27 protein-coding genes are annotated in these 26,947 nt (G+C 72.6%); 11 read left to right on the top strand and 16 right to left on the bottom strand.

Going from position 1 to position 26,947, the window contains the following annotated elements; genetic code table 11:
* Positions 1 to 115: 115 nt before the first annotated feature.
* Entirely contained in the window at positions 116 to 1,300 is a 1,185-nt protein-coding gene (gene rocD / locus JT723_RS11700; protein WP_205044625.1) for an ornithine--oxo-acid transaminase, read from the bottom strand.
* Between the two features lie 286 nt (positions 1,301 to 1,586).
* Between rocD and trpS the strand changes: the two genes are divergently transcribed.
* Together trpS and JT723_RS11690 are read left to right on the top strand one after the other, a co-directional pair.
* Positions 1,587 to 2,600, top strand: coding sequence for a tryptophan--tRNA ligase (trpS, locus tag JT723_RS11695; RefSeq protein WP_205044480.1), 1,014 nt, complete (start codon positions 1,587 to 1,589; stop codon positions 2,598 to 2,600).
* Positions 2,601 to 2,835: 235 nt separating this feature from the next.
* Positions 2,836 to 3,417, top strand: a complete 582-nt coding sequence (locus tag JT723_RS11690; protein ID WP_205044479.1) for a 2'-5' RNA ligase family protein — start codon at positions 2,836 to 2,838, stop codon at positions 3,415 to 3,417.
* 37 nt (positions 3,418 to 3,454) lie between these two features.
* On the opposite strand, the gene dprE2 is transcribed toward JT723_RS11690, so the two are convergent.
* Positions 3,455 to 4,210: a decaprenylphospho-beta-D-erythro-pentofuranosid-2-ulose 2-reductase gene (dprE2, locus tag JT723_RS11685; protein ID WP_205044478.1), complete on the bottom strand. Its 756-nt coding sequence runs from the start codon at positions 4,208 to 4,210 to the stop codon at positions 3,455 to 3,457.
* 34 nt (positions 4,211 to 4,244) lie between these two features.
* Positions 4,245 to 5,624 carry a decaprenylphosphoryl-beta-D-ribose oxidase gene (dprE1, locus tag JT723_RS11680; protein WP_205044477.1) on the bottom strand — a complete coding sequence of 460 codons (1,380 nt, stop codon included), beginning with the start codon at positions 5,622 to 5,624 and terminating at the stop codon, positions 4,245 to 4,247.
* A 264-nt stretch (positions 5,625 to 5,888) separates the two neighbouring features.
* Here dprE1 and JT723_RS36100 point away from each other — a divergent pair, with 264 nt between their 5' ends.
* From JT723_RS36100 to JT723_RS11660, 4 genes are all read left to right on the top strand, one after another.
* The gene (locus tag JT723_RS36100; RefSeq protein ID WP_307794072.1) at positions 5,889 to 6,686 is read left to right on the top strand and encodes a phosphatase PAP2 family protein; all 798 of its coding nucleotides are present in this window, start codon (positions 5,889 to 5,891) and stop codon (positions 6,684 to 6,686) included.
* The gene (locus JT723_RS11670) at positions 6,679 to 7,659 is read left to right on the top strand and encodes a decaprenyl-phosphate phosphoribosyltransferase (protein WP_205044476.1); all 981 of its coding nucleotides are present in this window, start codon (positions 6,679 to 6,681) and stop codon (positions 7,657 to 7,659) included. Before JT723_RS36100 ends, JT723_RS11670 begins: the two co-directional genes overlap by 8 nt.
* Before the next feature lie 134 nt (positions 7,660 to 7,793).
* The gene (locus tag JT723_RS11665; RefSeq protein ID WP_205044623.1) at positions 7,794 to 8,246 is read left to right on the top strand and encodes a GtrA family protein; all 453 of its coding nucleotides are present in this window, start codon (positions 7,794 to 7,796) and stop codon (positions 8,244 to 8,246) included.
* Entirely contained in the window at positions 8,234 to 9,196 is a 963-nt protein-coding gene (locus JT723_RS11660; protein WP_205044475.1) for a YihY/virulence factor BrkB family protein, read from the top strand. The genes JT723_RS11665 and JT723_RS11660 overlap by 13 nt, the downstream gene beginning before the upstream one ends.
* Positions 9,197 to 9,233: 37 nt before the next feature.
* Here the strand turns inward: JT723_RS11660 and JT723_RS11655 are convergent, their stop codons facing one another.
* Positions 9,234 to 10,553: a D-alanyl-D-alanine carboxypeptidase family protein gene (locus JT723_RS11655; protein ID WP_372441282.1), complete on the bottom strand. Its 1,320-nt coding sequence runs from the start codon at positions 10,551 to 10,553 to the stop codon at positions 9,234 to 9,236.
* 129 nt (positions 10,554 to 10,682) lie between these two features.
* On the opposite strand from JT723_RS11655, the gene JT723_RS11645 reads away from it, so the two are divergent.
* Positions 10,683 to 10,973 carry an SCO4848 family membrane protein gene (locus tag JT723_RS11645; RefSeq protein WP_205044638.1) on the top strand — a complete coding sequence of 97 codons (291 nt, stop codon included), beginning with the start codon at positions 10,683 to 10,685 and terminating at the stop codon, positions 10,971 to 10,973.
* Between the two features lie 29 nt (positions 10,974 to 11,002).
* Here the strand turns inward: JT723_RS11645 and JT723_RS11640 are convergent, their stop codons facing one another.
* The 4 genes from JT723_RS11640 to JT723_RS11625 all read right to left on the bottom strand — a co-directional run bounded on the left by JT723_RS11640 (position 11,003) and on the right by JT723_RS11625 (position 15,220).
* Entirely contained in the window at positions 11,003 to 11,803 is an 801-nt protein-coding gene (locus JT723_RS11640; protein WP_205044473.1) for a TetR/AcrR family transcriptional regulator, read from the bottom strand.
* A gap of 10 nt (positions 11,804 to 11,813) precedes the next feature.
* Positions 11,814 to 12,353 carry a DCC1-like thiol-disulfide oxidoreductase family protein gene (locus tag JT723_RS11635; RefSeq protein WP_205044472.1) on the bottom strand — a complete coding sequence of 180 codons (540 nt, stop codon included), beginning with the start codon at positions 12,351 to 12,353 and terminating at the stop codon, positions 11,814 to 11,816.
* Between the two features lies 1 nt (position 12,354).
* Positions 12,355 to 12,789: a hypothetical protein gene (locus tag JT723_RS11630; protein ID WP_205044621.1), complete on the bottom strand. Its 435-nt coding sequence runs from the start codon at positions 12,787 to 12,789 to the stop codon at positions 12,355 to 12,357.
* Between the two features lie 190 nt (positions 12,790 to 12,979).
* On the bottom strand, positions 12,980 to 15,220 hold the full coding sequence (locus JT723_RS11625) for an MMPL family transporter (protein WP_205044471.1): 2,241 nt from the start codon (positions 15,218 to 15,220) through the stop codon (positions 12,980 to 12,982).
* A 138-nt stretch (positions 15,221 to 15,358) separates the two neighbouring features.
* On the opposite strand from JT723_RS11625, the gene JT723_RS11620 reads away from it, so the two are divergent.
* From JT723_RS11620 to JT723_RS11610, 3 genes are read left to right on the top strand one after another with little or no spacing between them, the layout of a single operon-like run.
* Positions 15,359 to 16,099, top strand: coding sequence for a response regulator transcription factor (locus tag JT723_RS11620; protein ID WP_205044470.1), 741 nt, complete (start codon positions 15,359 to 15,361; stop codon positions 16,097 to 16,099).
* 4 nt (positions 16,100 to 16,103) lie between these two features.
* A complete protein-coding gene (locus JT723_RS11615; RefSeq protein ID WP_251512365.1) occupies positions 16,104 to 17,663 on the top strand; it encodes a sensor histidine kinase in 1,560 nt (519 codons plus the stop codon).
* A gap of 24 nt (positions 17,664 to 17,687) precedes the next feature.
* A complete protein-coding gene (locus JT723_RS11610) occupies positions 17,688 to 18,575 on the top strand; it encodes a carboxymuconolactone decarboxylase family protein (RefSeq protein ID WP_205044469.1) in 888 nt (295 codons plus the stop codon).
* A 21-nt stretch (positions 18,576 to 18,596) separates the two neighbouring features.
* On the opposite strand, the gene JT723_RS11605 is transcribed toward JT723_RS11610, so the two are convergent.
* Both JT723_RS11605 and JT723_RS11600 read right to left on the bottom strand, forming a co-directional pair.
* Complete coding sequence (locus JT723_RS11605) at positions 18,597 to 20,186, bottom strand: FAD-dependent monooxygenase (RefSeq protein WP_205044468.1); 1,590 nt, start codon at positions 20,184 to 20,186, stop codon at positions 18,597 to 18,599.
* 43 nt (positions 20,187 to 20,229) lie between these two features.
* A complete protein-coding gene (locus tag JT723_RS11600) occupies positions 20,230 to 20,925 on the bottom strand; it encodes a TetR/AcrR family transcriptional regulator (protein WP_205044467.1) in 696 nt (231 codons plus the stop codon).
* Positions 20,926 to 21,020: 95 nt separating this feature from the next.
* On the opposite strand from JT723_RS11600, the gene JT723_RS11595 reads away from it, so the two are divergent.
* A complete protein-coding gene (locus tag JT723_RS11595; RefSeq protein ID WP_205044466.1) occupies positions 21,021 to 22,073 on the top strand; it encodes an aminoglycoside phosphotransferase family protein in 1,053 nt (350 codons plus the stop codon).
* A gap of 48 nt (positions 22,074 to 22,121) precedes the next feature.
* Here JT723_RS11595 and tsaA read toward each other — a convergent pair whose 3' ends face one another.
* From tsaA to JT723_RS11565, 6 genes are all read right to left on the bottom strand, one after another.
* A complete protein-coding gene (tsaA, locus tag JT723_RS11590) occupies positions 22,122 to 22,535 on the bottom strand; it encodes a tRNA (N6-threonylcarbamoyladenosine(37)-N6)-methyltransferase TrmO (RefSeq protein ID WP_205044465.1) in 414 nt (137 codons plus the stop codon).
* A gap of 90 nt (positions 22,536 to 22,625) precedes the next feature.
* The gene (locus JT723_RS11585; RefSeq protein WP_205044464.1) at positions 22,626 to 23,408 is read right to left on the bottom strand and encodes a succinate dehydrogenase iron-sulfur subunit; all 783 of its coding nucleotides are present in this window, start codon (positions 23,406 to 23,408) and stop codon (positions 22,626 to 22,628) included.
* Positions 23,408 to 25,162, bottom strand: coding sequence for a succinate dehydrogenase flavoprotein subunit (gene sdhA / locus JT723_RS11580; RefSeq protein ID WP_205044463.1), 1,755 nt, complete (start codon positions 25,160 to 25,162; stop codon positions 23,408 to 23,410). Before sdhA ends, JT723_RS11585 begins: the two co-directional genes overlap by 1 nt.
* Positions 25,163 to 25,190: 28 nt before the next feature.
* Positions 25,191 to 25,670: a succinate dehydrogenase hydrophobic membrane anchor subunit gene (locus tag JT723_RS11575; RefSeq protein WP_205044462.1), complete on the bottom strand. Its 480-nt coding sequence runs from the start codon at positions 25,668 to 25,670 to the stop codon at positions 25,191 to 25,193.
* Positions 25,671 to 25,677: 7 nt separating this feature from the next.
* Positions 25,678 to 26,058, bottom strand: coding sequence for a succinate dehydrogenase, cytochrome b556 subunit (sdhC, locus tag JT723_RS11570; protein ID WP_033177889.1), 381 nt, complete (start codon positions 26,056 to 26,058; stop codon positions 25,678 to 25,680).
* A 50-nt stretch (positions 26,059 to 26,108) separates the two neighbouring features.
* Positions 26,109 to 26,939 (bottom strand): 2-oxo-4-hydroxy-4-carboxy-5-ureidoimidazoline decarboxylase, encoded by an 831-nt coding sequence (locus JT723_RS11565; protein ID WP_251512369.1) that lies wholly within the window; start codon positions 26,937 to 26,939, stop codon positions 26,109 to 26,111.
* Between the last annotated feature and the right edge of the window lie 8 nt (positions 26,940 to 26,947).

Here is a 26,947-nt window from a genome sequence, read left to right as displayed (position 1 = left end):
GCCGCCTGCCTGCGAGGGCGAGCGTTTTTAGGGGCGCGGGGAACTGCACGACAAGCCACGACGCAGCCGCAGGCAAGCAACGCACCGCAAGGGGCAAGCTCACCGCAGGTGCGGGTCAGGGGGAGAGGACTTCGCGGAGTCGGGTCAGGGACCAGTCGAGGTCGTCCTTGGAGATGACCAGGGGCGGCGCCAGCCGAATCGTGGAGGTGTGGGTGTCCTTGGCCAGCACGCCCCTGCGAAGGAGCTGTTCGGAGACGGACCGCCCGGTCCCGCGTTCCGCGGGGATGTCGAGGCCCGCCCAGAGCCCGCGCCCGCGCACCGCGGTGAGCGCGCCGGAGGCGAGGAGCGCGCCCAGCTCCCGGTGCAGGTGGTCGCCGAGGTCGGCGGCCCGCCGCTGGTACTCCCCGGTGCGCAGCATGGCGAGGACTTCCAGCCCGACGGCGCAGGCCAGCGGATTCCCACCGAAGGTGGACCCGTGTTCGCCGGGGCGGAAGACGCCGAGCACGTCCCGGGAGGAGACGACCGCGGAGACGGGCACGACGCCTCCGCCGAGCGCCTTGCCGAGGACGTACATGTCGGGCAGGACGTCCTCGTGCTCGCACGCGAAGGTCCGCCCGGTGCGGCCCAGGCCCGACTGGATCTCGTCGGCGATGAAGAGCACCCCGCGCTCGGCGGTGAGGCGCCGCACGCCGGGGAGGTAGCCGGGGGGCGGCACGAGGACGCCGGCCTCGCCCTGGACGGGTTCCAGGAGCACCGCGACGGTGTCCTCGTCGACGGCGGCGTCCAGTGCGGCGAGGTCGCCGTAGGGGACGACCTCGAAGCCGGGGGTGTAGGGGCCGAAGTCGGCGCGGGCCTCGGGGTCGGTGGAGAAGCTGATGATGGTCGTGGTGCGGCCGTGGAAGTTGCCGTCGGCCACGACGATCTTGGCACGCCCCTGCGGTACGCCCTTGACCTGGTAGCCCCATTTGCGGGCCGTCTTGACGGCGGTCTCGACCGCCTCGGCGCCGGTGTTCATGGGCAGCACCATTTCCATGCCGCACAGCTCGGCCAGCTCCGTGCAGAACTGCGCGAAGCGGTCGTGGTGGAAGGCCCGCGACGTCAGGGTGACCCGGTCGAGCTGCGCCTTGGCGGCGGCGATGAGCCGCGGGTGGGCGTGGCCGAAGTTCAGCGCCGAGTAACCGGCGAGCATGTCGACGTAGCGCCTGCCTTCGACGTCGGTGACCCAGGCGCCGTCCGCCTCGGCGATGACGACGGGCAGCGGGTGGTAGTTGTGCGCGCTGTGCGCCTCCGCCGAGGCGATCTGCCGCTCGGTGGCGGAAGCGGGGCCGGGGGAGCCGGCGGGGGTTGCGGCGGAGGAAGTGCCGGAAGTGCTGGTGCTCACGTTGCGTTCTCCGTTCGTCGTGCGTCGGGAGCCAGGCCCTGGCCTGGAAGCGGGGCGGGGTGTGCCCCCGGGGCTGTGGCCCCATTTCTATCGTCGCTCACCGGCGATGGCGTGAAACCTTACGGAGAATTCGCCGTCCCGTCGCAGATCCGGCGGTGCCGGTCGGGGGTATGGGACCGCGCGCCGACCTGAGAGAATGGTGGGCATGGCCTCTGACAGTCCCCGCGCCCTCTCGGGCATCCAGCCCACCGCAGGCTCTTTCCACCTGGGGAACTACCTCGGTGCGATCCGGCAGTACGTGGCGCTGCAGGAGACGCACGACGCGTTCTACATGGTCGTGGACCTGCACGCGATCACCGTCCCGCAGGACCCGGTGGAGCTGCGGGCGAACACCCGGCTCGCCGCGGCCCAGCTGCTGGCGGCGGGGCTGGACCCGGAGCGCTGCACGCTGTTCATCCAGAGCCATGTGCCCGAGCACGCCCAGCTCGGCTGGGTGATGAACTGCATGACCGGGTTCGGTGAGGCCTCCCGGATGACGCAGTTCAAGGACAAGTCCGCCAAGCAGGGTGCGGACCGCGCCACGGTCGGCCTGTTCACGTACCCGATCCTGCAGGTCGCCGACATCCTGCTCTACCAGGCGGACGCCGTCCCGGTCGGCGAGGACCAGCGCCAGCACATCGAGCTGACCCGCGACCTGGCCGAGCGCTTCAACACGCGCTACGGCCCGACCTTCACCATCCCGGCGCCGCACATCGTGCGCGAGGTCGCGAAGATCTACGACCTGCAGGACCCGTCCGCGAAGATGAGCAAGTCGGCGGCGTCCCCCAAGGGTCTGGTGAACCTGCTGGACGACCCGAAGGTCTCGGCGAAGAAGTTCCGCAGCGCGGTCACCGACACCGACACGGTCATCCGGTACGACGAAAAGGAAAAGCCGGGCGTCAGTAATCTGCTCACCATTCACTCCGCCCTCACCGGTACCGGAATTCCGGAACTGGAGGAGCGGTACGAGGGCAAGGGCTACGGTGCGCTCAAGACCGACCTCGCGGACATCTTCGTGGAGTGGGTCACACCGTTCCACGAGCGTACGAGGGAGTATCTGGGAGACCCGGAGACGCTGGACTCCGTCCTGGCCAAGGGCGCGGAGAAGGCCAGGGCCGTGGCGGCCGAGACGCTGGCGGCGGCGTACGACCGGCTGGGCCTGGTGCCGGCCAAGCACTGAGCGCACGGCGGTACAAGCGGCGCGGGCCGGCAGGGGATGCACGGCCCGGGTCCACCGGGTGTACTGATTCCACGGGGGCACGGGAAAGCCGGGCCGCCCGGCGGGGCCACCGGGGCAACGGGGACAGCGGGGCCACCGGGGCAACGGGGACAGCGGGGATACGGAGTACGCACGACGCACGAACGACGGCGACGACCTGCCGTCGGCACCGACCTGGGGGAAAGGGGTGAACGCCATGGAGACCACCACGACGATCGGCGTGTCCATCGCGGTCCCGGAGCCGTACGGACGGCTGCTCCAGGACCGGCGTGCGGGCTTCGGCGATCCGGCCGCGTATGCCATCCCCACCCATGTGACGCTGCTGCCGCCCACCGACGTCGGCTGCACCGACCTGCTGGCCTTCCGGCGCCACCTGGCGCAGGTCGCCGCCGAGGGGCGGCCCTTCCCGATGCGGCTGCGCGGCACCGACACCTTCCGGCCGCTGTCCCCCGTGGTCTACGTGGCGCTCGCCGAGGGCGCCGGGGGCTGCGCGGAACTCCAGGAGAAGGTCAGGTCGGGCCCTGTCGAGCGCGAGCTGCAGTTCCCCTACCACCCGCATGTCACCGTCGCGCACGGCATCGCGGACGCCGCCATGGACCGCGCCCAGCGCGAGCTGGCGGAGTTCACGGCGGCCTGGACCGCGGCCGGCTTCGCCCTCTACGAGCAGGGCGGTGACGGCGTGTGGCGCAAGATGCGGGACTACCCTTTCGGCGCGGAGGCCCCGACCGTGCCGCACCAGCAGAGCGCCGCTGAGGCCCGCGAGGCCACCCGCCTGTGACCCCGGGCGGCAGGGGCCGCCCCCGCAGCCTCGGACGTCACACCGGCAGCCGGCGGAAGAGCGGGCGCGGCAGGTGCCGGATGCCCGCCATCACCACCCGCAGCGCCCCCGGCACCCAGATCGTGGTGCTGCGCCGCCGCAGCCCCAGCTCGATCGCGGCGGCGACCTCGCCGGGCGTGGTGGCCAGCGGGGCGGCGGGCAGGCCCGCCGTCATCCGGGTGCGGACGAAACCGGGCCTGACCGTCATCACATGCACCCCCGAGCCGTGCATGGCGTCGGCCAGGCCCTGGCAGAAGGCGTCCAGGCCCGCCTTGCTGCTGCCGTAGATGAAGTTGGCGCGCCGGGCGCGCTCGCCGGCCACCGACGACAGCACCACCAGCGAGCCGTGGCCCTGCGTCTGCAGGGCCGCCGCGCACACCAGCGACGCGGAGACCGCCCCGGTGTAGTTGACCTGCGCGACCTGCACCGCCGCCGGCGGCTCCTGCTCGTCGCGCGCCTGGTCGCCGAGCACCCCGAAGGCCAGCAGCACCATGTCGATGTCGCCCTCGGCGAAGACCTTGCCGAGCACGACCTCGTGCGAGCCGGTGTCGAGCGCGTCGAAGGCCACCGTGTGCACCTCGGCGCCGATCGAGCGCAGCGACTCGGCGGCGGCCTCCAGGCCCTCGGAGGGCCGTCCGGCCAGGAAGACGGTGCGGGTGCGGCGGGTGACCAGCCGGCGGGCCGTCGCCAGGCCGATCTCCGAGGTGCCGCCGAGGATCAGCAGGGACTGCGGGGCACCGAAGGCGTCCTTCATGGGCTCTCCACGGAAGTCGGGGGCGGCGCCGGCCTCATACGCCCAGCCGGCGGGCGAGGTCGGAGGTGATGGCGCCGCGCGGGTCGTAGCGGCTGCGCAGGGCGCGGAAGTCGTCGAGCCGCGGGTACATCCTGGCCAGCACGTCGGGGCGCAGCCGGGCGTCCTTGGCGAGGTAGACCCGGCCGCCGGCCGCCGCGACCTCGTCGTCCAGCTCGTCGAGGAAGGCGGCCAGGCCCGGCAGGGTGGCAGGGATGTCCAGGGCCAGGGTCCAGCCGGGCACGGGGAAGGACAGCCAGCCGGGGTCGGCGTCGCCGAAGCGCTTGAGCACCGCGAGGAAGGACGGGCAGCGGCGGGAGCCGATGCGCCGCACGATGCGGCGCAGCGCCTCCTCCTCGCCGTGGCCGACGACGAACTGGTACTGCACGAAGCCGCCGCGGCCGTAGATCCTGTTCCACTCGGGCAGGCCGTCCAGCGGGTGGAAGAAGCTGCTGAGCCGCTGCAGCCGGCCGCGCTGTTCGCGCGGCGCCTTGCGGTACCAGAACTCGTTGAACAGCCCCACGCTGCGGCGGCCGAGCAGCCCGTCTGGCAGGAAGCGCGGGGCCGCGGGCAGCCGGCCCGGGCGGAAGGCCAGCGGGTCGGCGCGCAGCCGGTCGGGCAGCGCGTCCAGCGGGGCGTGGTCGCCGCGGGTGAGGACCGCGCGGCCGGTCTTCGCGCCGCGCGCGAGCAGGTCGATCCAGGCCACCGAGTAGCGGTAGCGGTGGTCGTCGGCGGTGAGCCTGGCCATCAGGTCGTCCAGGTCGGCGGCCCGCTCGGTGTCCACGGTCATCATCGAGGTCTCGACCGGCATCAGCTCGACGGTCGCGGCCAGCACGACGCCGGTCAGGCCCATGCCGCCGGCCGTAGCCCAGAACAGGTCCGGCTCGTCCTCGGGGGTGACCAGGCGGGTCTCGCCGTCGCCGGTGAGCAGCTCGACCGCCCGGACGTGGCGGCAGAAGGAGCCGGACAGGTGGTGGTTCTTGCCGTGGATGTCGGCGCCGATCGCGCCGCCGACGGTGACGTAGCGGGTGCCGGGGGAGACCGGGACGAACCAGCCGAGCGGCAGCAGCACCTGCATCAGCCGGTGCAGGGAGACGCCCGCGTCGCACACCACCAGGCCGTTGACCGCGTCGATCTCGTGGATGCGGTCGAGTCCCGTCATGTCCAGCACCGCGCCCCCGGCGTTCTGCGCCGCGTCCCCGTACGCCCGCCCCAGCCCGCGGGCGATCGCCCCGCGCCCGCCGCACTCGCGCACGGCGGCCACCGCCTCCTCGTACGAGGAGGGGCGCAGCACCTGGGCGGAACTGGGTGCGGTACGGCCCCAACCGGTGACGGAGACGGCCTCGGCGGCGGGGCCGGCGGCGAAGGGTACGGGCATATTGCTGACCGTATCGCCCGGAAGATACCAAAAGGGGGTTATGCCGCGTTTCTCACCGTAAAGGGTGAGTGTCGCTGCGTGAGCGGGCCGCCCGCACGGTAATCACTCGGGGCTGGACGCACCGCGGTACGGCACGCCGCCGACCGCGTGCGGACGGTGCGCACGCCCCGCGGACACCACCGCGGGACCGGGTCCCGCGGCCACTCCCGCGGCACCCGCCCGCGGACCTGCCGCGGGAGATCACGCGGAGGGAGAAAACCGCCGATGCGCCGATCCGACTCCGCCGCACAGCGCGGCACCACCTCGATATCCCGCACTGCCCCGCCCGGCTCCCCCCGGGTGCTCGGCTTCCCGCCAGGGGCCTCCGCGCGTACCGCGGCGACCGGCGGGGTGCGGCGGATGGGGCCAAGCGGGACGGGTGGGCTGCGCAGGACCGCGCTCGCCGGGAACGTCGTCGTCGACCTGCCCGCCCGGCGTGACGGCCGTCCGTCCGCCCCCGCAGGCGAGCCGCGGACGGAGGCGGGGCATCCCCTCGCCACCGTGGCCGCGGGCTTCGTCCGGCTGGACCGGCGCGGGCTCGGCGTGATGCGCAGCTGGGGTCGCGACGTGCGGGTCGCCTGGGCCGTACGGGTCCTGGGGCTCGCGGGCGAGCACGCCGGCGTGTGGATGGCCGTCGGTGCGGCGGGGGCCGCAGCGGACGGCGAACGGCGTACGGCCTGGCTTCGGGCCACCGCGGTCGTCGGGGCCGCGCACCTGCTGAGCATGGGCGCCAAGCGGGTCGTCCGCAGGCCGCGCCCCGCGCGCTCCGGCGCCCTCGTGCGCACCGCAGGACGGCACAGCTTCCCCTCCTCGCACGCCGCCTCCTCCGCCGCCGCGGTCACCGCCTTCGGCGCGCTGCTGCCCGGCACACCCGTCGTGCCGGTGCTCGCAGCCGCCATATGCGCCTCCCGGGCCGTCGCCGGGGTGCACTACCCCAGCGACGTCGTGTGCGGCGCCCTGCTGGGAGCCGCCGCGGCCCGGGCGGGCCGCACCCGGGCGCTGGGCGGTGGGTCCCGTGGGTGAACCCTCCGCCGTGCTCGTCGAGGAGACGGCGGGCGGCGCGGGCGTCAGCAGCGTCCTGGTGCGGGACAAGCCCGCACGGGGACTGCCCGCGGGACTGGTCAGGACCGCGCGGCCCCGCCAGTGGGTCAAGAACGGCCTGGTCCTCGCCGCGCCCTTCGCCGCGGGACGCCTGCTGTCGCTGCGCGACAGCGTCCAGCTCACCGTCGTCCTGGTGCTCTTCACCGCCTGCGCGTCCGCCGTCTACCTGATCAACGACGCGCGCGACGCCGACGCCGACCGCGCCCACCCGGTCAAGCGGCAGCGCCCGGTGGCCTGCGGCCAGGTTCCCGTCGGCGCCGCCTATGCCGCGGGCGCCCTGCTCGCGGTGGCGGCCCCCGCGACCGCCGTCGTGGTCTGCAACGCCGACACCGCGGGACTGCTCGCCGGATACGTCGTCATGCAGCTGGCGTACTGCGTGTGGCTCAAGCACATGCTGGTGGTCGACCTGGTGATCGTCACCACCGGCTTCCTCATGCGCGCCATGGCCGGCGGGGTCGCCCTCGGCATCGGCCTGTCCCGCTGGTTCCTGATCACCTCCGGCTTCTGCGCGCTGTTCATGGTCGCCGCCAAGCGCTACTCAGAACTGGTGCTGGTCTCCGGCCAGTCGGGCGAGGGCGGCGACATCGGGGCTACCCGCGCCCTGCTCGGCGAGTACACCTCCGGCTACCTGCGCTTCGTGTGGCAGCTCGCGGCGGGCGTCGGCGTCCTCGCGTACTGCCTGTGGGCGATGGAGACCGGCGGTACGGCGTCGGGTCTGCTGCCGTGGCGTCAGCTGTCGATGGTCCCGTTCATCCTGTCGGTGCTGCGCTACGCCGTCTTCGCCGACGCCGGCTCGGCCGGCGCCCCCGAGGACGTCCTGCTGCGCGACCGCGCCCTCGTGGTGATCGGCCTGGCCTGGGGCGCGCTGTACGTGCTCGCCGCGGTCAACAGATGAGCGCACGCACCGAGTCCCCCCGGCGCACCCCGCGCCGCCCGCCGCGCCTGGTGCCGCGGCGGGCGGCGGCCCGCCCCGGCCCGCCGCCCCCCCGCCGCCCCGCCCGCGGGCCGCGCACCGCACGGCTGCGCGCGATGCTCCCGGAGATCGCCGGCTTCGCCCTGGCCGGCGGTGCCGCCTACGCCGTCGACCTCGGGCTGTTCGTCTGGCTGCGGCACGCCGGGCTCGGGCCGCTCACCGCCAAGTCGCTGTCCTTCCTGGCCGGCTGCAAGGTCGCCTACCTCGGCAATGCGCTCGGCACCTACCGCCGCGCCCCCGCAGTCGGCCGCGCCCGCCGCTACGGCGTCTTCTTCGCCGTCAACGCGGCAGGGGCAGGCGTCCAACTGCTCTGCCTGACCGCGTCGCACTACGTGCTGGGCTTCACCAGCCCGCGCGCCGACATCGTCTCGGGCGCGGGCGTCGGCATGGTGCTGGCGACCGCCCTGCGCTTCTGGGGCACCCGCACCCTGGTCTTCCGTACCGCCACCCGGGGCGGACCCGGCGTGCCGAGGGCCGAGCAGGGTAGCCGACCTCCATGGACTGGCTGACCCGGGTTCCGTGGATCGGTCCACGGCTCGGGCCGTGGTACGACCGGCGCGTGGCGCCGCTGGTCGAGCGCGGGGAGCAGACGCACGCCTGGCGGGCGTTCGCCCACATGCAGGACGTGCACTGGACGCGGCTGGCGGCCGCGATGACCTTCACCAGCTTCCTCGCACTCTTCCCGCTGATCACGGTCGCCGCCGCCATCGGTGCGGCCCTGCTCTCGCAGAGCCAGCTCGACCGGCTGGAGAACAAGCTCACCGAGCAGATCCCCGGCATCGCCGACCAGATCGACATCTCCGGCCTGGTCGACAACGCCGGCACCGTCGGCCTGATCGCGTCAGCGGTGCTGCTCGTCACCGGCATCGGCTGGGTCAGCTCGCTGCGGGACTGCCTGCGGGCGGTCTGGGGCAAGGACAAGAGCGACAAGAACGTGGTCGTCACCAAGCTGGAGGACGCCGGGATCCTGTTCGGCCTGGGCATCGCCGTCCTGGTCTCGCTCGGCGCGTCCGGCTTCGCGACCACCGCGGTCAACTGGACCGCCGACCGCATCGGGCTGTCCGAGCACAGCAGCGGACGGGTCCTGCTGACGGTCGTCGGCTACCTGCTGGCCGTCGCCGCCGACTTCCTGATCCTGCTCTACCTGCTCACCCTGATGCCCGGCGTCGACCCGCCGCGCCAGCCGGTCATCCTGGCCGCCCTGATCGGCGCGGTCGGCCTGGAGATCCTCAAGGTCGCGCTGGCCAGCTACCTCCAGCGGGTCGCGGGCCGCAACATCTACGGGGCCTTCGGCACGCCCGTCGCGCTGCTGCTGTGGTTCAACTTCATGGCCAAACTGCTGCTCTACTGCGCCGCGTGGACCGCCACACCGCGCTTCGCCCACTTCGCCCCCGTACCGCCGCCCCCCGAGCCGGCCGAGGACCACGGCGAGGGCGGGGCGACCCGCTGGAAGCCGTAGCCCCGGGCTCTTGCGTGCCCGGGGCCGTGCGGAGGGGTCAGCGGCGCCTGCGGCGGCCCCGGCCGGCGCTGCGGCCGGCGCTCGGGACCGCGCCGGGCAGCGGGCGCCGGCGGCGGACCACGGCGATGACGACCGCGAGGACCAGCGCCGTGCCCAGCGTGATGCCCGCCGCCGTCCACAGGCCGCTCGACGACGAGGACGACGTGCTCGCGGACGCGTCGATGCGCTTGGGCGCCGACGCGCCCGGCCGGGGGGTCGCGGACGCCGACGCCTTGACCGCGCTGAGCGGCGGCACCAGGGTGCCGACCGGCTTCGCCGTGGGCGCGGCGGCGAAGCCCCAGTCCAGCAGGGCCGCCGCCTCCCGGTAGACGTTGTTGTGCCCCGGCGCCGGGTTCATCACGGTGACCAGCAGCTTGCGGCCGTTCCGCTCGGCGACACCGGTGTAGGTGGCGCCCGCGTTGGTCGTGTTGCCGTTCTTCACACCGGCGATGCCCGGGTAGCGCTTCAGGTCGTAGTCGCCGCTGAGCAGGCGGTCGGTGTTCTGGATCTGGAAGGTCTCGCGGACCTTCGTCGGCTTGCCCGCCTTGTCCTTCTTGTAGTCGCCGGGGAACTGCGCGACGACCGTGGAGCAGTACGCGCGGAAGTCCGCGTTCTGCAGGCCCTGCCGGGCGAAGAGCGTCAGGTCGTACGCGCTGCTGTGCTGCCCCGGCTCGTCGTAGCCGTCGGGCGTGACGACGTTGGTGTCGCCCGCCTGCAGCTCCTTGGCCATGGCGTTCATGTCGGCGACCGTCTTGGGGACGCCGCCGTTCATCGCGGCCAGCACATGGACCGCGTCGTTGCCCGAGCGCAGGAAGACGCCCAGCCACAGGTCCTTGACCGAGTAGCCCTGGTGCTCCTGTATCCCGACCAGGCTGCTGCCCGCGCCCATGCCGCTCAGGTCGCTCGCGGCGACGACATGCTGCTCGGTCGACGGGAACTTCGGCAGGACCACGTCCGCGAACAGCATCTTCAGGGTGCTGGCCGGGGCGAGCTGCCAGTGCGCGTTGTGCGCGGCGAGGATGTCCCCGGTCTCGGCGTCGGCCACCACCCAGGAGCGGGCGGTCAGCTTGGCCGGCAGCGCCGGCGCACCCCCCGACAGGTCCACCTGGGTGCCGGGCTGCCCCAGCCGGTCGCCGCCGACCGTCGACATCTGCGCCGGCGGCTGCGGCACCTTCGGCCCGCGGCCGGGCGTGGCCGCAGCCGTCCCGGTCAGTACGGAGCCGCCCAGCAGCACGGCGGTCGCGGCGGTCGCGGTGACCGCCAGAATGCGGTGGCGCAGCGCGCGGCGGGCGGGCGGCGCGGTCTGAGGCGTAGGCACTCGCAAGAACGTACAGGGCTCCGCTGTCCGTTCCCCGCCCAGGGTCGCCGGCCCCCCGCCCGAGCCGCCCGCCTGGCCGCAGCAGACCCGCCCGTACGGCGGATCCCCCGCCCGCCCATACTGGGACGTATGAAGCTCAGTCGCCCGGTGTCCTGGTTCCTCGCCGCCTTCGGAGTGTGGTCCTGGATCGTGTGGACCACCTTTGTGAAGAATCTGTGGAAGGACACCAGCGGCCTGGCCTTCCACCACGGCGACCACTCGTCGCCGACCGCCTACTTCTGGATCCACCTCACCCTGGCCGTCGTGTCCACGGCCTTCGGCACGGCCATCGGCATCATCGGCCTCCGCGCCCTCCGCGCCCTCCGCCCCACCGCGGTCACCACCCCCCACGACCAGTCCCCGACACCCGCCGAAAGGTAAGCCCGCTGTCGCACGCGACGCCTGGGTAGTCAGGGGCGGCGCGGGGGAGGGGGCGGGGTGCGGGTGGCTGCTGTGCGGCCGATGGTGGGGAGGATGAAGTCCTGGATCAGGGACTTGGCGTCGCGGACCATCGGGCGGAAGACGCGGTAGCGGGACAGGGCGATGAGCTTGGCGACCAGGGGGGTCGAGCGGCGGACGAACTCGCGGGTGCGGGCGGTGTCGGGGGTGCGGTCGAAGACCCAGTAGAGGACGACGACCATCAGGTGCAGCCACAGCAGGTCGGGCAGCAGCTCGGCCAGCTCCGCGTCGAGTCTGGGCGCCAGGTCCGAGCCGTTGAGGACGTCCCGGAAGAGGTCGACGGCGGTGGCGCGCGCCGGGTGCGACTCGTTCGAGAACGGGCTGAGCGAGCTGTCCGGGTCGGCCGCCGTACGGAAGAACTGCGCGGCGAACTCGTGGTAGTCGGCCGCGCAGTCCAGCCAGGACTCCAGCGAGATCCGCAGCCGCGCGTCGAAGTCCCGCTCGCCGGCCATGCGGGCGGTGGCGTCCAGGGCGTGAGCGTACGTCATCTGGTCGTAGAAGCCCTGGATCAGGAACTCCTTGGACTCGAAGTAGTAGTACGCGTTCCCGACCGAGACGCCGGCCTCCTGCGCGATGGCCCGCATCGTGGTCTTGTCGTAGCCGCGCTCCCGGAAGAGCCGCATCGCGGTCTCCAGGATCAGCGCCCTGGTCTGCTCGCTCTTGCCGGTCTTGGGCCGCGCCCGGCCGCCGGGCAGTTCCTCTGCGGGTCCGGCGGCGGGTCCTGTCGTCGTACCGCTGCTGTTGTCCTCCATCACGGTGAGCCTAAGGGCTGCCCCGACCCGGTGGCGCACACCCGTCCGCGCAGGCCTCCGGGGGCTCGGGTGGGCGTGCGGTCCAGCCGCCGTCCCCGCTGTAGACCCAGGGGGTACGCGCCGGCTCGGTGCGGGGCGACGCCTCGGGGGCCTGGGCGTTGCGGTATTTGGCGACGCCCAGCATCGCCGCCCTCGCCAGCCGGCGGCCGCTCGGGGTGCTCATGGCGTGGGCGAGGGCGCGGTGGTCGGCCAGTGCCCACAGGCACACCACCCACGCGGAGTCGCCGACGTAGACCTGGCCCGCGTCGCCGACCGCGGTGATCTCGCGGCGGGTGGCGCCGTCGTGGTCGAGCGCGGGGAAGAGGCGGCGGGCCTGCCCGGAGCCGACGGGCACCAGGCGCAGCGGGATGAGCTTGCGCTGTCCGGCCAGCCAGCCGCCGACGAAGGCGCAGACGCGGCAGTGCGGGTCGTAGAGCACGGTCAGGCCGCGCAGCGGCTCCCGCCGCGCCACCGGGGCGGTCTGCGCGGCGGGGGGCCGGGGGGCGGCCATGTCAGGCCCCCGCGGGCTTCGGGCCGGGGAAACCGCCGCCGGCGGTCTCGGTGTGCCCGTCGGGGTCGACCGGCGGGAACTGCTCGCGCTCCATCAGGCCGCGTCGGCGGATCTTGTTGAGGACGAAGACATTGCCCAGGTGCATCACGCCGAGCACCAGCAGTACCACGCCGAGCTTGACCGACAGCTGCTCGAAGACCTGGCGGGCGTTGTCGACGGTGTCGGCCGACTTCAGGTAGAGCGCGACGAAACCGAGGTTCACCAGATAGAAGCCGACGACCAGCAGATGGTTGACGGCGTCGGCGAGCTGCTCGTTGCCGTGCAGCACGTCGGCGAGGAAGACCCTGCCGTTGGTGCTGAGTGTCCTGGCCACCCAGACGGTCAGCCCGATGCTGATCACCAGGTAGACGGCATAGGCGAGGACGGTCAGGTCCATGACGATTTCCACCCCTCTTGCGTTCCTTGAACGTGTTCAAAACTTCGAACAGGATGACCGTAGCGCTGTTTTTGAACATGTTCAAGCTCGCATCGGGAGGCTGTACGCCGGAAAACGGACCGGCCCGGCTCCGTGGGGTACGGAGCCGGGCCGGCGGGGGCCACGGGGGGAGCGCCCCCCGGGTGGAACGTCAGTCGGCGGAGGACACCAGGGCCATGTCCTGCGCCCCGCCCCTGGGTGCCGCCGGCGTCTCCTCGGCCGGCTCCACCGCCATGTGCGGCAGCCGCTTGTCCAGCCAGGACGGCAGCCACCAGTTCGCCGTGCCGAACAGGTGCATCAGCGAGGGCACCAGCACCGTCCGCAGGATGAACGCGTCGAGCGCGACCGCACCCGCGAGGCCGATGCCGAACATGCCCAGCACCCGCACCCCGCTCAGCGCGAAGGCGCCGAACACGCAGATCATGATCACCGCGGCCGAGTTGATCACCCGGCTGGTCTCGGCGAGGCCGACCCGTACCGCACGGGCGCTGTCCTTGGTGTGGACCCACTCCTCGTGCATCCGGCTGACCAGGAAGACCTGGTAGTCCATGGACAGGCCGAACAGCAGCGCCAGCATGATCACCGGCAGGAAGGCGTCGATCGGCCCCTCACGGGTCGCCCCGAGCAGGCTGCCGCCCCACGCCCACTGGAAGGTCGCCACCAGCACACCGAAGGAGGCGCCGGCGGCGACCATGTTCATCACCGCCGCGGTCAGCGGGACGACCAGGCTGCGGAAGGCGAGCAGCAGCAGCACGAAGCCCAGCGCGATGATCACCCCGATGAAGATCGGCATCTTGCTGCCCAGCACGGACGCGAAGTCCTTGAACGTCGCGGTGGGACCGCCGATGTACGCCTTCATCGTGGTGCCGCGCTCGGCGGCGGGCACCACGTCGGAGCGCAGGTGGTTGATCAGCGTGGTCGTGGCCTTGTCCTGCGGGGACGTCGTCGGGACGGCCCGCACCAGCGCCACCGTGCTGTCCGGCTGCATCGGCAGCGCGGCCGCGTAGGCGATGCCCTTGGTGTGGTCCAGCGTGGTGACCAGGCCGTCGAGCGCCGCCTTGTCCTTCGCGCCGCCCGGCACCTCGGCCAGGATGGTCAGCGGCCCGTTGAAGCCGGGGCCGAAGCCGTCCGCGAGCATGTCGTACGCCTTGCGGGTGGTGCTGGACTTCTGGTCGTTGCCCTGGTCGGACGAGCCGAGCCGCAGCGACAGCGTCGGGATCGCCAGCACCGCCATGACCACGACCGCGACCGCGGCCAGCGACTTCGGGTGCCGCTGCACGAACGTCGACCAGCGCATCGCGGCACCGACGGCGTCGCCGGTCCGCGGCCCCTCGGCGGCGAACTTCCGGCGCTGCCGGCGGCTGAGCACCCGCTGCCCGAAGACGCCGAGCATCGCGGGCAGCAGCGTGATCGCCGCGAGCACCGAGACCACCACGGTCATCGCGGCCGAGATCGCGACCCCGTAGAGCAGGCTCAGGCCGACCGTGAACATGCCCAGCAGGGCGATGCAGACCGTGCCGCCGGCGAACAGGACCGCGCGGCCCGAGGTGTTCACCGCGGTGACCGCGGCCTCCTCCGGCGACTTGCCGCTCAGGATGCCCTTGCGGTGTCTGGTCACGATGAAGAGCGCGTAGTCGATGCCCACGCCCAGGCCGACCAGCATCGCCAGCTGCCCGGCGAAGTCCGGGACGTTCATGGTGTGGGTCAGCAGGGTGATCAGCGAGGAGGAGATGCCGATGGCGAACAGCGCCGTCACGATCGGCGTGAGCATGCCGAACAGCGAGCCGAACGCCAGGAAGAGCACCACGGCCGCGGCGCCGATGCCGACGAACTCGCTCAGCCCGGCCGGCGGCTCCTCCACCGACTGGATGATGTTGCCGCCCAGCTCCACCTGCAGCCCGTCGGCCCGCGCGCTGTGCGCGGTGTCGACCAGGTCGTGGACCTGCGCCTTGTCCAGCTCGGCGCCCAGCACGTCGTACGTCACCGTGGCGTACGCGGTCCTGCCGTCCTTGCTGATCTGCGCCGCCCCCGCGGCGTCATAGGGGCTGACGACCTGCCCCACGTCCTTCTGGTGCCTGACCTTGTCCAGCATCGGCGTGATGCGCTGCCGGACCGACGCGTCCCGCACAGAACCGGAGTCGACGTGCCACACCACGGTGTCGGACTCGCCCGACTGGTCGTGCACGGCCTTGTCCAGCAGGTCGATGACCTTGCTGGACTCGGTGTTGGGGAGCGAGAAGACATTCGAGTACGTGTCGCCGGCGACCCTGCCCGCGGTGCCGATGCCGAACAGCGCGGCCACCCACAGCAGAATCACCAGCCATTTGTGCCGGAAGCACCATCGCGCCAGAACGGCCACGATCCATCCCCCATCCCTGTCTGTCCTACACATGAAGTTGTCAACTGATCCACTCGCCCCCCTCCAGACTCAGCGGTCGCCCCGCCGGGACCCAAGCCGAAACGACTTCTCTCAAGGAACTCCAAAGTTCGCGTTGTCCGGCGGTCCCGCGGGTTGCGGATACTTGACGGCATGGAGACAGCTGTCGGCACGGCTCCCACGGTGCTCGTCGTCGAGGACGAGCCCGGAATCGCGGACATCCTGCGCATCACGCTCAGCTACAACGGGTTCACGGTGCACTGCGCCGCCACCAGACGTGAGGCGCTCGCGGCCGTCCGCCAGCACCGCCCCGACCTGGTGCTGCTCGACGTGATGCTGCCCGACGGGAACGGTTGGGAGGTCTGCCGCGCCCTGCGCGCCGAGCATGCGGCCGAGCGCGCCGCGGAGCCCGGCACCGACGACCTCGCCATCATCTTCGTCACCGCCCGCGACGCCCCGCGGGACGTCGTGGCCGGGCTCGCGCTCGGCGGCGACGACTACATCACCAAGCCCTTCGGAGTGGACGAGGTCGTCGCCCGGGTGCACGCGGTGCTGCGCCGCACCCGGCGCGACACCGGCGTCGCCGACCGGGTGCTGCGGCACGGCGACCTGGAGATGGACGAGGCCACCTACTCGGTGCGGCGGGCCGGCCAGCCCGTCGAACTGACCCCCACCGAGTACAACCTGCTGCGGCACCTGCTGCGGCACGCCGGACGGATCATCTCCAAGGAGCAGCTGCTGCAGCACGTGTGGCAGTACGAGACCGTGGTGCCCTCCACCGTCGTGGAGACCTACATCTCCTACCTGCGGCGCAAACTCGACCGCTTCGGGCCGCCGCTGATCGAGACCAGGCGCGGTGTCGGCTACGGGCTGCGGGCGGTGGAACAGGCGTGACACCGTGACCCGGCGCCGGCTGCTGCCCCGGCCCAAGACGCTGCGCGCCCGGCTGACCCTGGCCAACGTCGCCTTCGTCGCCCTCGGGCTGCTGGCCACCGCCGCCTTCAGCGTGATGGCCACCTACATGGTGCTGGGCAGTGAGATCGACAACACCCTGCGCGACTCGCAGCGCTCGGTCAGCAGCGCCCCGGTCACCTCCCGCGGGCTCCAGCAGCTGTGCACGCTCGCCGGCATCCTGCAGGACGGCAAGGACGGCGGGCTGTCCTTCGCCAAGGCCTTCAAACAGGACCTCTTCGTGGTGCTGGACTCCGACGGCCGCAACTCCTCGGTGTGCGAGAACAGCGGCGGCGCCAACAGCCGCATCCGCGAGGACCTGGGCAGCGCCCTGGACGACCCGGCCGCACTGGCCCGCAGCGGCAAGGCCGTCAACGTCCGCGCCGACGGCACCGACTACCGGGTCGTCGTCACCCGGCTCTCGGACGGCAGCATGGTCGTCCAGGGCATGCGCTACAGCGGCCTCGAACACGCCATCCACAAACTGCTGGTGTGGGAGTCCGCCGCCGGGCTCGCCCTGCTCGGGCTGCTCGCGGTCGGCTCGCTGACCGCTGCCAGGCGGCGGCTGAGCCCGCTGGAGACCATGGTCGAGACCGCCTCCGCCATCGCCGAGGGCGACCTGTCCCGGCGGATCGCCACCGCACGCCACGGGTCGAGCGAGGTCAGACAGCTCAGCACCGCACTCAACGCGATGCTCCAGCAGATCGAGACCGCCCTGACCGAGAGCGAACGCGCCACCGCCCAGCTGCGGCACTTCCTCGCCGACGCCTCCCACGAACTGCGCACCCCGCTGGCCTCAGTGCAGGGCTATCTGCAGCTGTACGAGAAGGGCATGCTCGACGCCGACGACAAGGAGCGCGCCCTGCACCGGGTCTCCGCCGAGGCCAAGCGGATGAGCCGGCTCGTCGACGAACTGCTCGCCCTGGCCCGCCTGGAGGAGCGCCCGGCTCTGGACTTCCAGCCGGTCGACGTGTGCGCCCTGGTGCGGGACGCCGCCGCCGACCTGGCCGCCCAGCAGCCCGGCCGCCCGCAGACCCTGCGGCTGCCCGCCGACGGGCGGGCCGCGTACGCCCTCGGCGACGAGGCGGGGCTGCGGCAGGTCGTCGGCAACCTGCTCAGCAACGTCCGCGTCCACACCCCGCCGGACGCCCCGCTGGTCATCGAGGTGGACGGTGCTGACACCGCGGTCCGGCTGCGGATCGCCGACTCGGGACCCGGGCTCGACCCGCGGGACGCCTCGCGCGCCTTCGACCGCTTCTTCCGCGCCGACCCCGAACGCGCCCCCGACACCGGCGGCGCGGGCCTGGGCATGGCCATAGTCCAGGCCGTCGTGCAGGCCCACCACGGCACCGTCACCCTCGACACCGCACCCGGGCGGGGCCTGACCGTCCTCATCACCCTCCCCGCGGCCGGCGCACCGGCTGCCGGCGCCGAGCCCACCGCCCCCGCCGCTGCTCCGAAACGGGAACCCGCCGCCGCGTCCACCAACGGACTTGCGTTGGAGTGAACTCCAGCTCATAGCGTCCTGACCATGACACCGCCTCCCGCCTCCGCCCCGTCCTCCCCTTCCTCCTCCGGTTCCTCCGCCGCTTCCGTTGCCGGCAGCGGCGACCGCTACGCCCGGGGCCTTGCCGCCCTCAGCCTCGTCACCGGCACCGACCACCCCGCGGTGCTCGACCCGGTCGCCGAGATCGCCCCCGACCTTGCCCGCTTCACCGTCGAGTTCGGCTACGGCGACGTCTGGTCGCAGCCCGGCCTCACCCCGCGGCAGCGGCAGATCGGCACCGTCGCGGCCCTGGCCGCCCTCGGGAACGCGGCCCCGCAACTGCGCTTCCACATCGCCGGCGCCCTCAACGTCGGTTGCACCCGCCGGGAGATCGTCGAGACCTGCATCCACACCACGGTCTACGCCGGCTTCCCCGCCGCCCTCAACGCCCTGTCCGCGGCCCGCGAGGTCTTCACCGCCCGCGCCGACTCCGGGACGGACCCGGACCCCGAGCCCGCGTCAGCCGCCGTCCCGGCCGCCGAGGTCACCCCGGCGGCCGACCGCTACGCCCGCGGTATCGCCCTGCTCAAGGAGGTCGACGGCCCCGCAGGCCCGCACGTCGTGGACTCGCTGGCCGACATCGCCCCCGACCTCGGCCGCTTCGTCGTCGAGTACGCCTTCGGCGACGTCTACGCCCGCACCGGCCTCGACCTGCACACCCGCGAACTCGCCTCGATCGCCATGTGCACCGCCCTGGGCACCGCAGGCCCCCAACTCCGCGTCCACCTCCGGGCCTTCCTCAACGTCGGCGGCACCCGCGAGGAGATCGTCACCCTCCTCACCCAGCTCGCCGGCTACGCGGGCTTCCCCGCCGCCCTCAACGGTGTCGCCGCCGCCCGCGAGATCTTCGCCGAGCAGGACGCCGCGAGCTGACCACCGCCGTCCGGCCTCCGCTCACCCCACCCCGAACCACCGTCCCGCCGCCGCCCGCAGCTCCTCGATCTCGGCGGCGTCCGGGACCGGGGCGGACGTCGCCCACGCGACGAACGAGTCCGGCCGGATCAGCGCCGCCGTGTAGCCGGGCCGGGCCGAGGGCTCGGTCCGGGCGGCCACCACGTCCATCCGCTCCGACCAGCCGGCCCCGGCCTTCGCCACCTCCGCCGTCGCCGTCAGGTCGAGCAGCACGGGCCGCGCGGCCCTGGTCAGTTCGGCCAGCCGCACCGGGCCGCCCTGCGCGGACAGCGCCAGGTCGCGGGCGTGCGTGCCCACCAGCGGGTGGCTGCCGCCCAGGTCGTAGCGCAGGTCGGAGCCGGCGATCAGGTCCGCGACCCGCTGGATCGCCCCCTGGTCCTGCAGCAGTTCGCCGAACAGCGTCCGCAGCGCGTCCACGTCGCTCCCCGGCGCCTGGACCGCGGCCTGCGCCTGCGCATAGACCAGGGTGCGGCGGGCGGCGGCGGTCCGCTCGGCAGCGTAACTGTCGAGCAGCCCCTCCGGTGCGGTGCCCGCGAGCTGTGCCGCCAGCTTCCAGCCCAGGTTGATCGCGTCCTGCAGCCCGGAGTTGAGCCCGGGGCCGCCCCCCGAGGCGTAGACGTGGGCCGCGTCGCCGATCAGGAAGACCCGGCGGTCGCGGAAGCGGTCGGCCACCCGGGTGTTGCCCCCGGTCAGCCGGCGCAGCACGAACGGACCAGGACCCTCGGGCGCCGCCACCGGCACCTCCGCCCCCAGCACCCGGCCTATGCTCGCCGCCATCTCGGACAGGCTCATCGGCTCGTCGCCCTCGACCGGCTCCCACTCGACCGTGGCCACCAGCGGCGGCCTGCCCGGCAGCGGCGCCCAGTTGAAAGACCCCCGCTCGGTGCGGCGCGGCAGGAACGGCGCAATCGTGCCGGCCCCCGGCACCCGCAGCCCCTCGGGACCCACCCACTGCGCCGGGACGCTCACATGCGCATGCCGGGACACCGACCGGTCGTAGGTGATGCCGGTGAAGCCGATCCCCGACAGCTTGCGCGTGGCGCTGTGCGCCCCGTCCGCGCCGACGGCATAGCGGGCCGCCAGCCGATACGGCCCGGCAGGACCCGACACCTCCAGTTCGACGCGGTCCTCCCGCTGCGTCAGCCCGGTGACCTCGTGCCCGGTACGGATCTCGGCGCCCAGCTCCAGCGCGCGTGCGGCCAGCACCTGGACGATCCGCGCCTGCGGCACGGCCACCGTGTACACCGGGCTCTCCGGCAGCCCGCTCAGGTCCAGCGGCAGCCCGGCGAAGGTGAAGTACGCGCTGTTGGGCTGCGGCGGCCCCGCGCTGCCGGTCAGCGCCTCGAACAGCCCGCGCCGGTCGAGCGCCGGCACGACCTGCCCGACCAGCCCGTTCGCCCGGGGCTCACCGCCCGGCTCCGGCAGCCTCTCCAGCACGACCGGGCGCACGCCCAGCAGCGCCACCTCCGCGGCCAGCATCAGCCCGGTCGGACCCCCGCCGATGATCACGACATCGACACGGTTGTCGGCATTGCCGCCGACGCCCGTGCCGCCCTCCACGTTCACGGCCATCAGAACGTACTCCCCTCAACTCTCCACGTCTGCTTGTCAGGTCTCAGCTCTCGCTGTGCGCCGGGGCGGGCAGGCCCGCCGTCAGCTGTTCGAGCACCTCGCTCATCAGCGGCCCCAGCGGGACCGGCGGGTCGGCGCGCAGCCAGTGCGTCAGCGCCGTGCCGATCGCGGCACCCACGGAGGCGGCGACCAGCTTCGGATACAGGTCCGCCTGCGGGTCGGTGCCCGTGCGCGCCGCGACCGCCGCCGCCATCAGCACCTGCGCCTCCTGGTCGGCGCGCAGCACCTCGCCCTGCACGGCGGGCTCGGAGAGCACCTTCCAGATCGCCTCGGTGTGCCGCTTGCCCGCCGCGGGGTCGACCGGCCGGGACCCCTCGGGGGATTCCGGGGCGAACTCGGCCTGCACCGAGGTCCTTATCGACTCCCACAGCGGCTCGTCCGCGGGCCGCGCCTCCAGCCGCCGCGTGACCCGCAGCATCCGGTCCAGATGGGTCGCGGCCACCGCTTCCGCCTTGCTGGAGAAGTAGTTGCGGAAGGTGCGCTCCGAGACGTTCACCGCGGCCGCGATGTCCTCTATCCGCACCTCGTCCCAGCCGTGCTGCACGCTCAGTGCGATCGTCGCCTGGCTCAGCGCGGCCCGCGTCTGCCGCTTCTTGCGCTCGCGCAGCCCTTCGGTGCCCGCGGCTCCTGCGGCCTCCGCCGCCTCTGCTGTCTCCGGCAGCCCGTCCGTGGTGTCCATGCTTGCCAGCGTAGCACTTTTTCCGCCCCGGAAAAGATTCCGTGGCGGAAAGTTTCCCGGGCCGGTACGGTGGCAGGACGAAGGGGGGTGGACGCATGCGGTTGCCGTTCTCCGACGAGCTGCGGTCCGCGCTCGGGAAGCCCCGGCGCGCCCGCCGGCTCGGCAGCAGCCCGCGCTCGCGGGTCTGGAGTGTCGAACTGCCCGCGGGAGCAGCCGTCGTGAAGCAGATCGTCGGCGGCGCCGACGCGGGGGAGCGCTACGCCCGCGAGATCGCCGCGCTGCGGCTGGCCCTGCGCGCCGAGACCCCCGTCGTGCCCGCCCTGCTGGCCACCGACCCGGCCGCCCGCGTCATGGTGCTGGACCGCGTCGCCCACCGCCCGCCGCCGCCCGACTGGATCGTCGCCTACGCGACCGCGCTGGCCCGGCTGCACGCGTCCGGCGGCCCGGACATCACCGGCGCGCTGCCGCGCTGGAAGGGTCCCGACGCCTCCGACGCGGACGCCTTCCTGCACCTCGCCCACCGCCTGCGCGTCCCCGTACCGCCCGCCGCGCCCGCGGAGATCCACGCCCTCACCGCCCGCCTCGCGCAGGCACCGGGGCACGCGCTCCTGCACGGCGACCCCTGCCCCGGCAACGACCTGCACACCGCGGACGGCGTCACCTTCGTCGACTTCGAGCAGGCGTCATGGGGCAGCGGCCTGGTCGAACTGGCCTACCTGCGCATCGGGTTCCCCACCTGCTGGTGCGTCACCGCCGCCCCGCCGCCCCTGCTGGAGCGCGCCGAGCGCGCCTACTTCACGACCTGGTACGAGGCGACCGGCACCACCGCAGCAGCCGCCACCGCCCCGGACACCGACCCCTCCGCGGAAGCCGACCTCGCCGACGCCTGCGCCGGCTGGCTGCTCAGAGGCGACGCCCTGGTCGAGCGCGCCCACCGCGACGGCACCGACCACCTCGCTCGCCTCCCCGAAGGGAACTGGTCCTGGGGCACGGTCACCGCCCGCCAGCGGCTGGCCCACCGGCTGTCCGTCGTCACCGACCTGCCCGCGACCCGCTTCCCCGCCCTCCAGACCCTCACGGCAGCCCTGGACGCGAGGCTGCGCGCCCTCCACCCGATACCCCCGGTCCCGTCGGCCCGCCCGGCGTGAGAGCCCGCACAAGCTGCCGCACAGGCCCCCGCGCACGGGGGGAGAGCCTCAGCGGTCCTGCGTCAGCACGGGTTTGACGTCCAGGACCGGCGTGCCGTCCAGCGCTTCGAGGTTCTGCACATGGATGCGGGTGCCGGAGACGGCGAGGATGCGGACGACGTGCAGCCCGATCGGGTTGGGCCGGCCGGGCGCCCGGGTGGCGAAGACCCCGGCGACGGGCCGGGCGGTGTCACCGCGCGGGTGGACCTGGAGCGTGCCGCGGTCCGCGCGGTCCAGCCAGGTGAGCAGGACGACGTCCATGCCCGCGCGCAGGCCTTCCAGGGCGGGGGCGTACTGCTCGTCGAGGACCAGCCACGCCTCCGGCGCCCCCTCGTCGGCCTGTTTGGGAGCCCGGGCCGGGTCGGTCAGCGCCGACTCGACGCGTCCGACGGGTCGAAGCACGTATTCGCTCACGTAAACCATCCCTCTCGTACGCGGACGGCCCGCCCCCGACAGGACGACGGGGAAGCGGGCCGCAGCAGCATGCGCCAGTTGACGACGCCGAAGGCGAGGTCAGAAGCGGCGGGTGATCAGCGCCCGCTTCACTTCCTGGATCGCCTTGGTCACCTCGATGCCGCGGGGGCATGCGTCGGTGCAGTTGAAGGTGGTGCGGCAGCGCCAGACGCCGTCCTTGTCGTTGAGGATCTCCAGCCGCTGCTCGCCGCCCTCGTCGCGCGAGTCGAAGATGAAGCGGTGGGCGTTGACGATGGCCGCGGGGCCGAAGTACTGGCCGTCGTTCCAGAACACCGGGCACGACGAGGTGCACGCGGCGCACAGGATGCACTTGGTGGTGTCGTCGAAGCGCTCGCGGTCCTCGGCGGACTGCAGCCGCTCGCGGGTGGGCTCGTTGCCCTTCGTGATGAGGAAGGGCATCACGTCGCGGTAGGCCTGGAAGAAGGGGTCCATGTCGACCACGAGGTCCTTGAGCACCGTGAGGCCCTTGATGGGTTCCACGGTGATCGGCTTCTCGGGGTTGATGTCCTTGATCAGGGTCTTGCAGGCCAGCCGGTTGCGGCCGTTGATGCGGACCGCGTCGGAGCCGCACACGCCGTGGGCGCAGGAGCGGCGGAAGGTGAGGGTGCCGTCGATCTCCCACTTGATCTTGTGGAGGGCGTCGAGGACCCGCTCCTTGGGGTCGATCGGCAGCCGGTAGTCGACCCACTCGGCCTCGGCCGAGACCTCGGGGTTGAAGCGGCGCACCCGCAGGGTGACCGTGATCAGGTGCGATGCGGTGTTCTCCGCCGCGTCCAGGGCGGACGAGTGCTTGTCCAGCGTCGGAGAGTTCGGGGTGCTCATCAGTACTTACGCTCCATCGGCTGGTAGCGGGTCTGCACGACCGGCTTGTAGTCCAGGCGGATCGACTCGGCGCCGGTCGCGTCCACCTCGCGGTACGCCATCGTGTGCCGCATGAAGTTGACGTCGTCGCGGTTCGGGTAGTCCTCGCGGTAGTGGCCGCCGCGGGACTCCTTGCGGGCCAGCGCGGAGACGGCCATGACCTCGGCGAGGTCGAGCAGGTTGCCCAGCTCGACGGCCTCCAGCAGGTCGGTGTTGAACCGCTTGCCCTTGTCCTGGATCGACACGTTGAGGTAGCGCTCGCGCAGCTCGCCGATCTTCTCGACGGCGGTCTTGATGGTCTGCTCGGTGCGGAAGACCATCACGTTGGCGTCCATGCACTCCTGCAGCTCGCGCCGGATGTCGCTGACCCGCTCGTTGCCGGTGGCCGAGCGCAGCCGCTCGACCTGGGCCTCGACCTGGGCGGCCGGGTCCTCGGGCAGCGGCACGAAGTCGTTGGCGTGGGCGTAGTCCGCCGCGGCGATGCCGGAGCGGCGGCCGAAGACGTTGATGTCCAGCAGCGAGTTGGTGCCGAGCCGGTTCGCACCGTGCACGGACACGCAGGCGACCTCGCCGGCCGCGTACAGGCCGGGTACGACGGTGGTGTTGTCGCGCAGCACCTCGCCCTGGACGTTGGTGGGGATGCCGCCCATGGCGTAGTGCGCGGTGGGCTGGATCGGGATCGGGTCGGTGTACGGCTCGATGCCCAGGTACGTACGGGCGAACTCGGTGATGTCGGGCAGCTTCGCGTCCAGCTGCTCCGGCGGCAGGTGGGTGAGGTCGAGGTAGACGTGGTCGCCCTCGGGTCCGCAGCCGCGGCCTTCGCGGATCTCGGTGTAGATCGCCCGGGAGACGACGTCACGCGAGGCCAGGTCCTTCATGACGGGCGCGTACTTCTCCATGAAGCGCTCGCCGTCCTTGTTGCGCAGGATGCCGCCCTCACCGCGGGCGCCCTCCGTCAGCAGGATGCCCATGCGCCAGATGCCCGTCGGGTGGAACTGGAAGAACTCCATGTCCTCCAGCGGCAGCCCGCGGCGGTAGACGGCGGCCTGGCCGTCACCGGTGAGGGTGTGCGCGTTGGAGGTCACCTTGAAGAACTTGCCGGTGCCGCCGGAGGCGTAGATCACCGACTTCGCCTGGAAGACGTGGATCTCGCCGGTGGCCAGCTCGTACGCCACCACGCCCGCGGACCGCTGGACGCCGTCGACCTCGGTGAGCAGCTGGTCCAGGACGTAGAACTCGTTGAAGAACTCCACGCCCTCCTTGACGCAGTTCTGATAGAGCGTCTGGAGGATCATGTGACCGGTGCGGTCGGCGGCGTAGCACGCCCTGCGGACCGCGGCCTCACCGTGGTTGCGGGTGTGGCCGCCGAAGCGGCGCTGGTCGATGCGGCCCTCGGGCGTCCGGTTGAACGGCAGGCCCATCTTCTCCAGGTCCAGGACCGCGTCGATGGCCTCCTTCGCCAGGATCTCGGCGGCGTCCTGGTCGACCAGGTAGTCGCCGCCCTTGATCGTGTCGAAGGTGTGCCACTCCCAGTTGTCCTCCTCGACGTTCGCGAGGGCGGCGGCCATGCCGCCCTGCGCGGCGCCGGTGTGGGACCTGGTCGGGTAGAGCTTGGTCAGGACCGCGGTGCGGCTGCGCTTGGTGGCCTCGATGGCGGCGCGCATACCGGCGCCGCCCGCGCCGACGATGACGGTGTCGTACTTGTGGATCTGCATGGGGTCGCTTTCCCTGTCCAGCCCTGGCTTAGCGGATGTTCGGGTCGAAGGTGAAGATCACCAGCGAGCCGAGCACGATGGTGAACGCCACTGCGGTGAACAGCAGCGTCTTGAGCCAGACGCGGGTGTTGGCCTGCTCGGCGTAGTCGTTGATGACGGTCCGCAGTCCGTTGCCGCCGTGCAGCATCGCGAGCCACAGCATGGCCAGGTCCCAGTACTGCCAGAACGGCGAGGCCCAGCGGCCGGCGACGAAGGCGAAACCGACCTTCTGCACACCGCCGTCCAGCACCAGCTGGATCAGCAGGTGGCCGATCACCAGCACGACCAGCACCACACCGGACAGCCGCATGAACAGCCAGCCGTACATCTCGAAGTTGGTGCGGGTGCTGCGCGGGGTGCGCTTGGTGCGGGCGCGCGGCGGCTCGATGACCGGTGCGGGATTCTCCGGGCTGTACGGGGCGACGCTGGAGCCGGTCAGCTCGACGGCGTCGGTGATGTCAGTGGACATGTGTCGTTCAGCTCCCGAACAGGACGCGGGCGGCGTGGCCCAGGACCGGGTAGATCGCGCCGAGCATCAGCAGGATCCACAGGCCGACCACCGTCCAGAGCATCTGCTTCTGGTAGCGCGGCCCCTGGGTCCAGTAGTCGACGGCGATGATCCGCAGGCCGTTCAGCGCGTGGAAGAGGATCGCGGCCACCAGGCCGTACTCCAGCAGGCTGACGATCGGGGTCTTGTAGGTGGCGACGACCTTGTCGTAGTCCTCGGGGGAGACGCGCACCAGGGCGGTGTCGAGGACATGTACGAACAGGAAGAAGAAGATGAGGACACCGGTGACTCGATGAGCCACCCATGACCACATGCCTTCCCGGCCGCGGTAAAGCGTTCCAGCCGGCACGGAAAAAACCCTCCGGGAGCGGGGCGAGGGGTGCCGGCTAGGGGTGTCGGTCACGCCCGGCCGGGTACGGTCCACCGGCCCCGGCCATCGTAGCGAGGCGATACGGCCTGAGTACCGCGGGGTAGGCCGGGTGTGATCGATCCCGCACGGTCGGGTGAACGGGTCGGCTCGAATGCCCGCACGGACAGGTCGCCGCGGCCCCCGTGCCCGCCGGAGGCGGCGGCTCCGCCGGCCAGCCTGACCAGCCGGGTACGGCACAGCCGGCGCAGCTGCTCGGCGGTGACCACGCGCTCCTCGTCCTCGTCGTGCCCGAGCCGTTCGCGCAGGCTGGCCATGGTCTGGTCCAGGGCCGCGGCCGGGTCGGCGGCGGTGCACTCGTCGAGGGCGAGCAGGAAGGCGTGGCCGAACTTCGCCTCGTAGTGCGCGTGGGCGGCGCGCAGCGCGGTGTGCACGGTCAGGCCGCCGCGGTCGGCCAGCGCGGTGGTGGCCTCGCCGGCCAGCGCCTCGGCGAGGTCGCCCGGCGTCAGGTCGTACGCGGCCTCGTCGGCCGCCGCGAGCAGCGCCTCGACGGTCGGGTACGGGCGGTGCGCCGCGACCCGCCGCGCCCAGCGGTGGCTGCCGCAGCAGGCCATCAGTGCCGTCTCGGCGGCGGCGGGCGGCGCCTGGTTGAACCGCGTCAGCGGGGACGGGGACGGCGGAGCGTCGGACGCGGTGTCGCTGGACAGCAGCGGGGCTCCAGGGTCGGGATGGTGGTGTGGCGGAGTCGTGGCGGGCCGTGCGGGGACGGCCGTGCGGTGACCCCGTACGGCGGATTCGGCGGGGGAGGACTCCACTGTAGGCGCCGCCGGTTCGAACGGGGCACGCAGGTGTGCGAACTTCACCCGTACGG

Source organism: Actinacidiphila bryophytorum (assembly GCF_016916835.1).
Taxonomy (GTDB): domain Bacteria; phylum Actinomycetota; class Actinomycetes; order Streptomycetales; family Streptomycetaceae; genus Actinacidiphila; species Actinacidiphila bryophytorum.
Note: the sequence above shows the minus strand (reverse complement) of the source record. Positions and strands in the feature narration are given on the sequence as shown.

What these genes read in the sequence shown, in the direction of transcription:
- JT723_RS11690 (WP_205044479.1), top strand. Translation starts at nt 2,836, where the DNA reads ATGGAGACCACCACGACGATCGGCGTGTCCATCGCGGTCCCGGAGCCG.
- JT723_RS11665 (WP_205044623.1), top strand. Translation starts at nt 7,794, where the DNA reads ATGCTCCCGGAGATCGCCGGCTTCGCCCTGGCCGGCGGTGCCGCCTAC.
- JT723_RS11645 (WP_205044638.1), top strand. Translation starts at nt 10,683, where the DNA reads ATGAAGCTCAGTCGCCCGGTGTCCTGGTTCCTCGCCGCCTTCGGAGTG.
- JT723_RS11600 (WP_205044467.1), bottom strand. Translation starts at nt 20,925, where the DNA reads ATGGACACCACGGACGGGCTGCCGGAGACAGCAGAGGCGGCGGAGGCC.
- JT723_RS11575 (WP_205044462.1), bottom strand. Translation starts at nt 25,670, where the DNA reads ATGTCCACTGACATCACCGACGCCGTCGAGCTGACCGGCTCCAGCGTC.
- JT723_RS11625 (WP_205044471.1), bottom strand. Translation starts at nt 15,220, where the DNA reads ATGTGTAGGACAGACAGGGATGGGGGATGGATCGTGGCCGTTCTGGCG.
- dprE2 (WP_205044478.1), bottom strand. Translation starts at nt 4,210, where the DNA reads ATGAAGGACGCCTTCGGTGCCCCGCAGTCCCTGCTGATCCTCGGCGGC.
- sdhA (WP_205044463.1), bottom strand. Translation starts at nt 25,162, where the DNA reads ATGCAGATCCACAAGTACGACACCGTCATCGTCGGCGCGGGCGGCGCC.
- JT723_RS11660 (WP_205044475.1), top strand. Translation starts at nt 8,234, where the DNA reads ATGGACTGGCTGACCCGGGTTCCGTGGATCGGTCCACGGCTCGGGCCG.
- dprE1 (WP_205044477.1), bottom strand. Translation starts at nt 5,624, where the DNA reads ATGCCCGTACCCTTCGCCGCCGGCCCCGCCGCCGAGGCCGTCTCCGTC.
- JT723_RS36100 (WP_307794072.1), top strand. Translation starts at nt 5,889, where the DNA reads ATGCGCCGATCCGACTCCGCCGCACAGCGCGGCACCACCTCGATATCC.
- JT723_RS11595 (WP_205044466.1), top strand. Translation starts at nt 21,021, where the DNA reads ATGCGGTTGCCGTTCTCCGACGAGCTGCGGTCCGCGCTCGGGAAGCCC.
- trpS (WP_205044480.1), top strand. Translation starts at nt 1,587, where the DNA reads ATGGCCTCTGACAGTCCCCGCGCCCTCTCGGGCATCCAGCCCACCGCA.
- JT723_RS11585 (WP_205044464.1), bottom strand. Translation starts at nt 23,408, where the DNA reads ATGAGCACCCCGAACTCTCCGACGCTGGACAAGCACTCGTCCGCCCTG.
- JT723_RS11610 (WP_205044469.1), top strand. Translation starts at nt 17,688, where the DNA reads ATGACACCGCCTCCCGCCTCCGCCCCGTCCTCCCCTTCCTCCTCCGGT.
- tsaA (WP_205044465.1), bottom strand. Translation starts at nt 22,535, where the DNA reads ATGGTTTACGTGAGCGAATACGTGCTTCGACCCGTCGGACGCGTCGAG.
- JT723_RS11620 (WP_205044470.1), top strand. Translation starts at nt 15,359, where the DNA reads ATGGAGACAGCTGTCGGCACGGCTCCCACGGTGCTCGTCGTCGAGGAC.
- JT723_RS11640 (WP_205044473.1), bottom strand. Translation starts at nt 11,803, where the DNA reads ATGGAGGACAACAGCAGCGGTACGACGACAGGACCCGCCGCCGGACCC.
- JT723_RS11635 (WP_205044472.1), bottom strand. Translation starts at nt 12,353, where the DNA reads ATGGCCGCCCCCCGGCCCCCCGCCGCGCAGACCGCCCCGGTGGCGCGG.
- JT723_RS11630 (WP_205044621.1), bottom strand. Translation starts at nt 12,789, where the DNA reads ATGGACCTGACCGTCCTCGCCTATGCCGTCTACCTGGTGATCAGCATC.
- JT723_RS11605 (WP_205044468.1), bottom strand. Translation starts at nt 20,186, where the DNA reads ATGGCCGTGAACGTGGAGGGCGGCACGGGCGTCGGCGGCAATGCCGAC.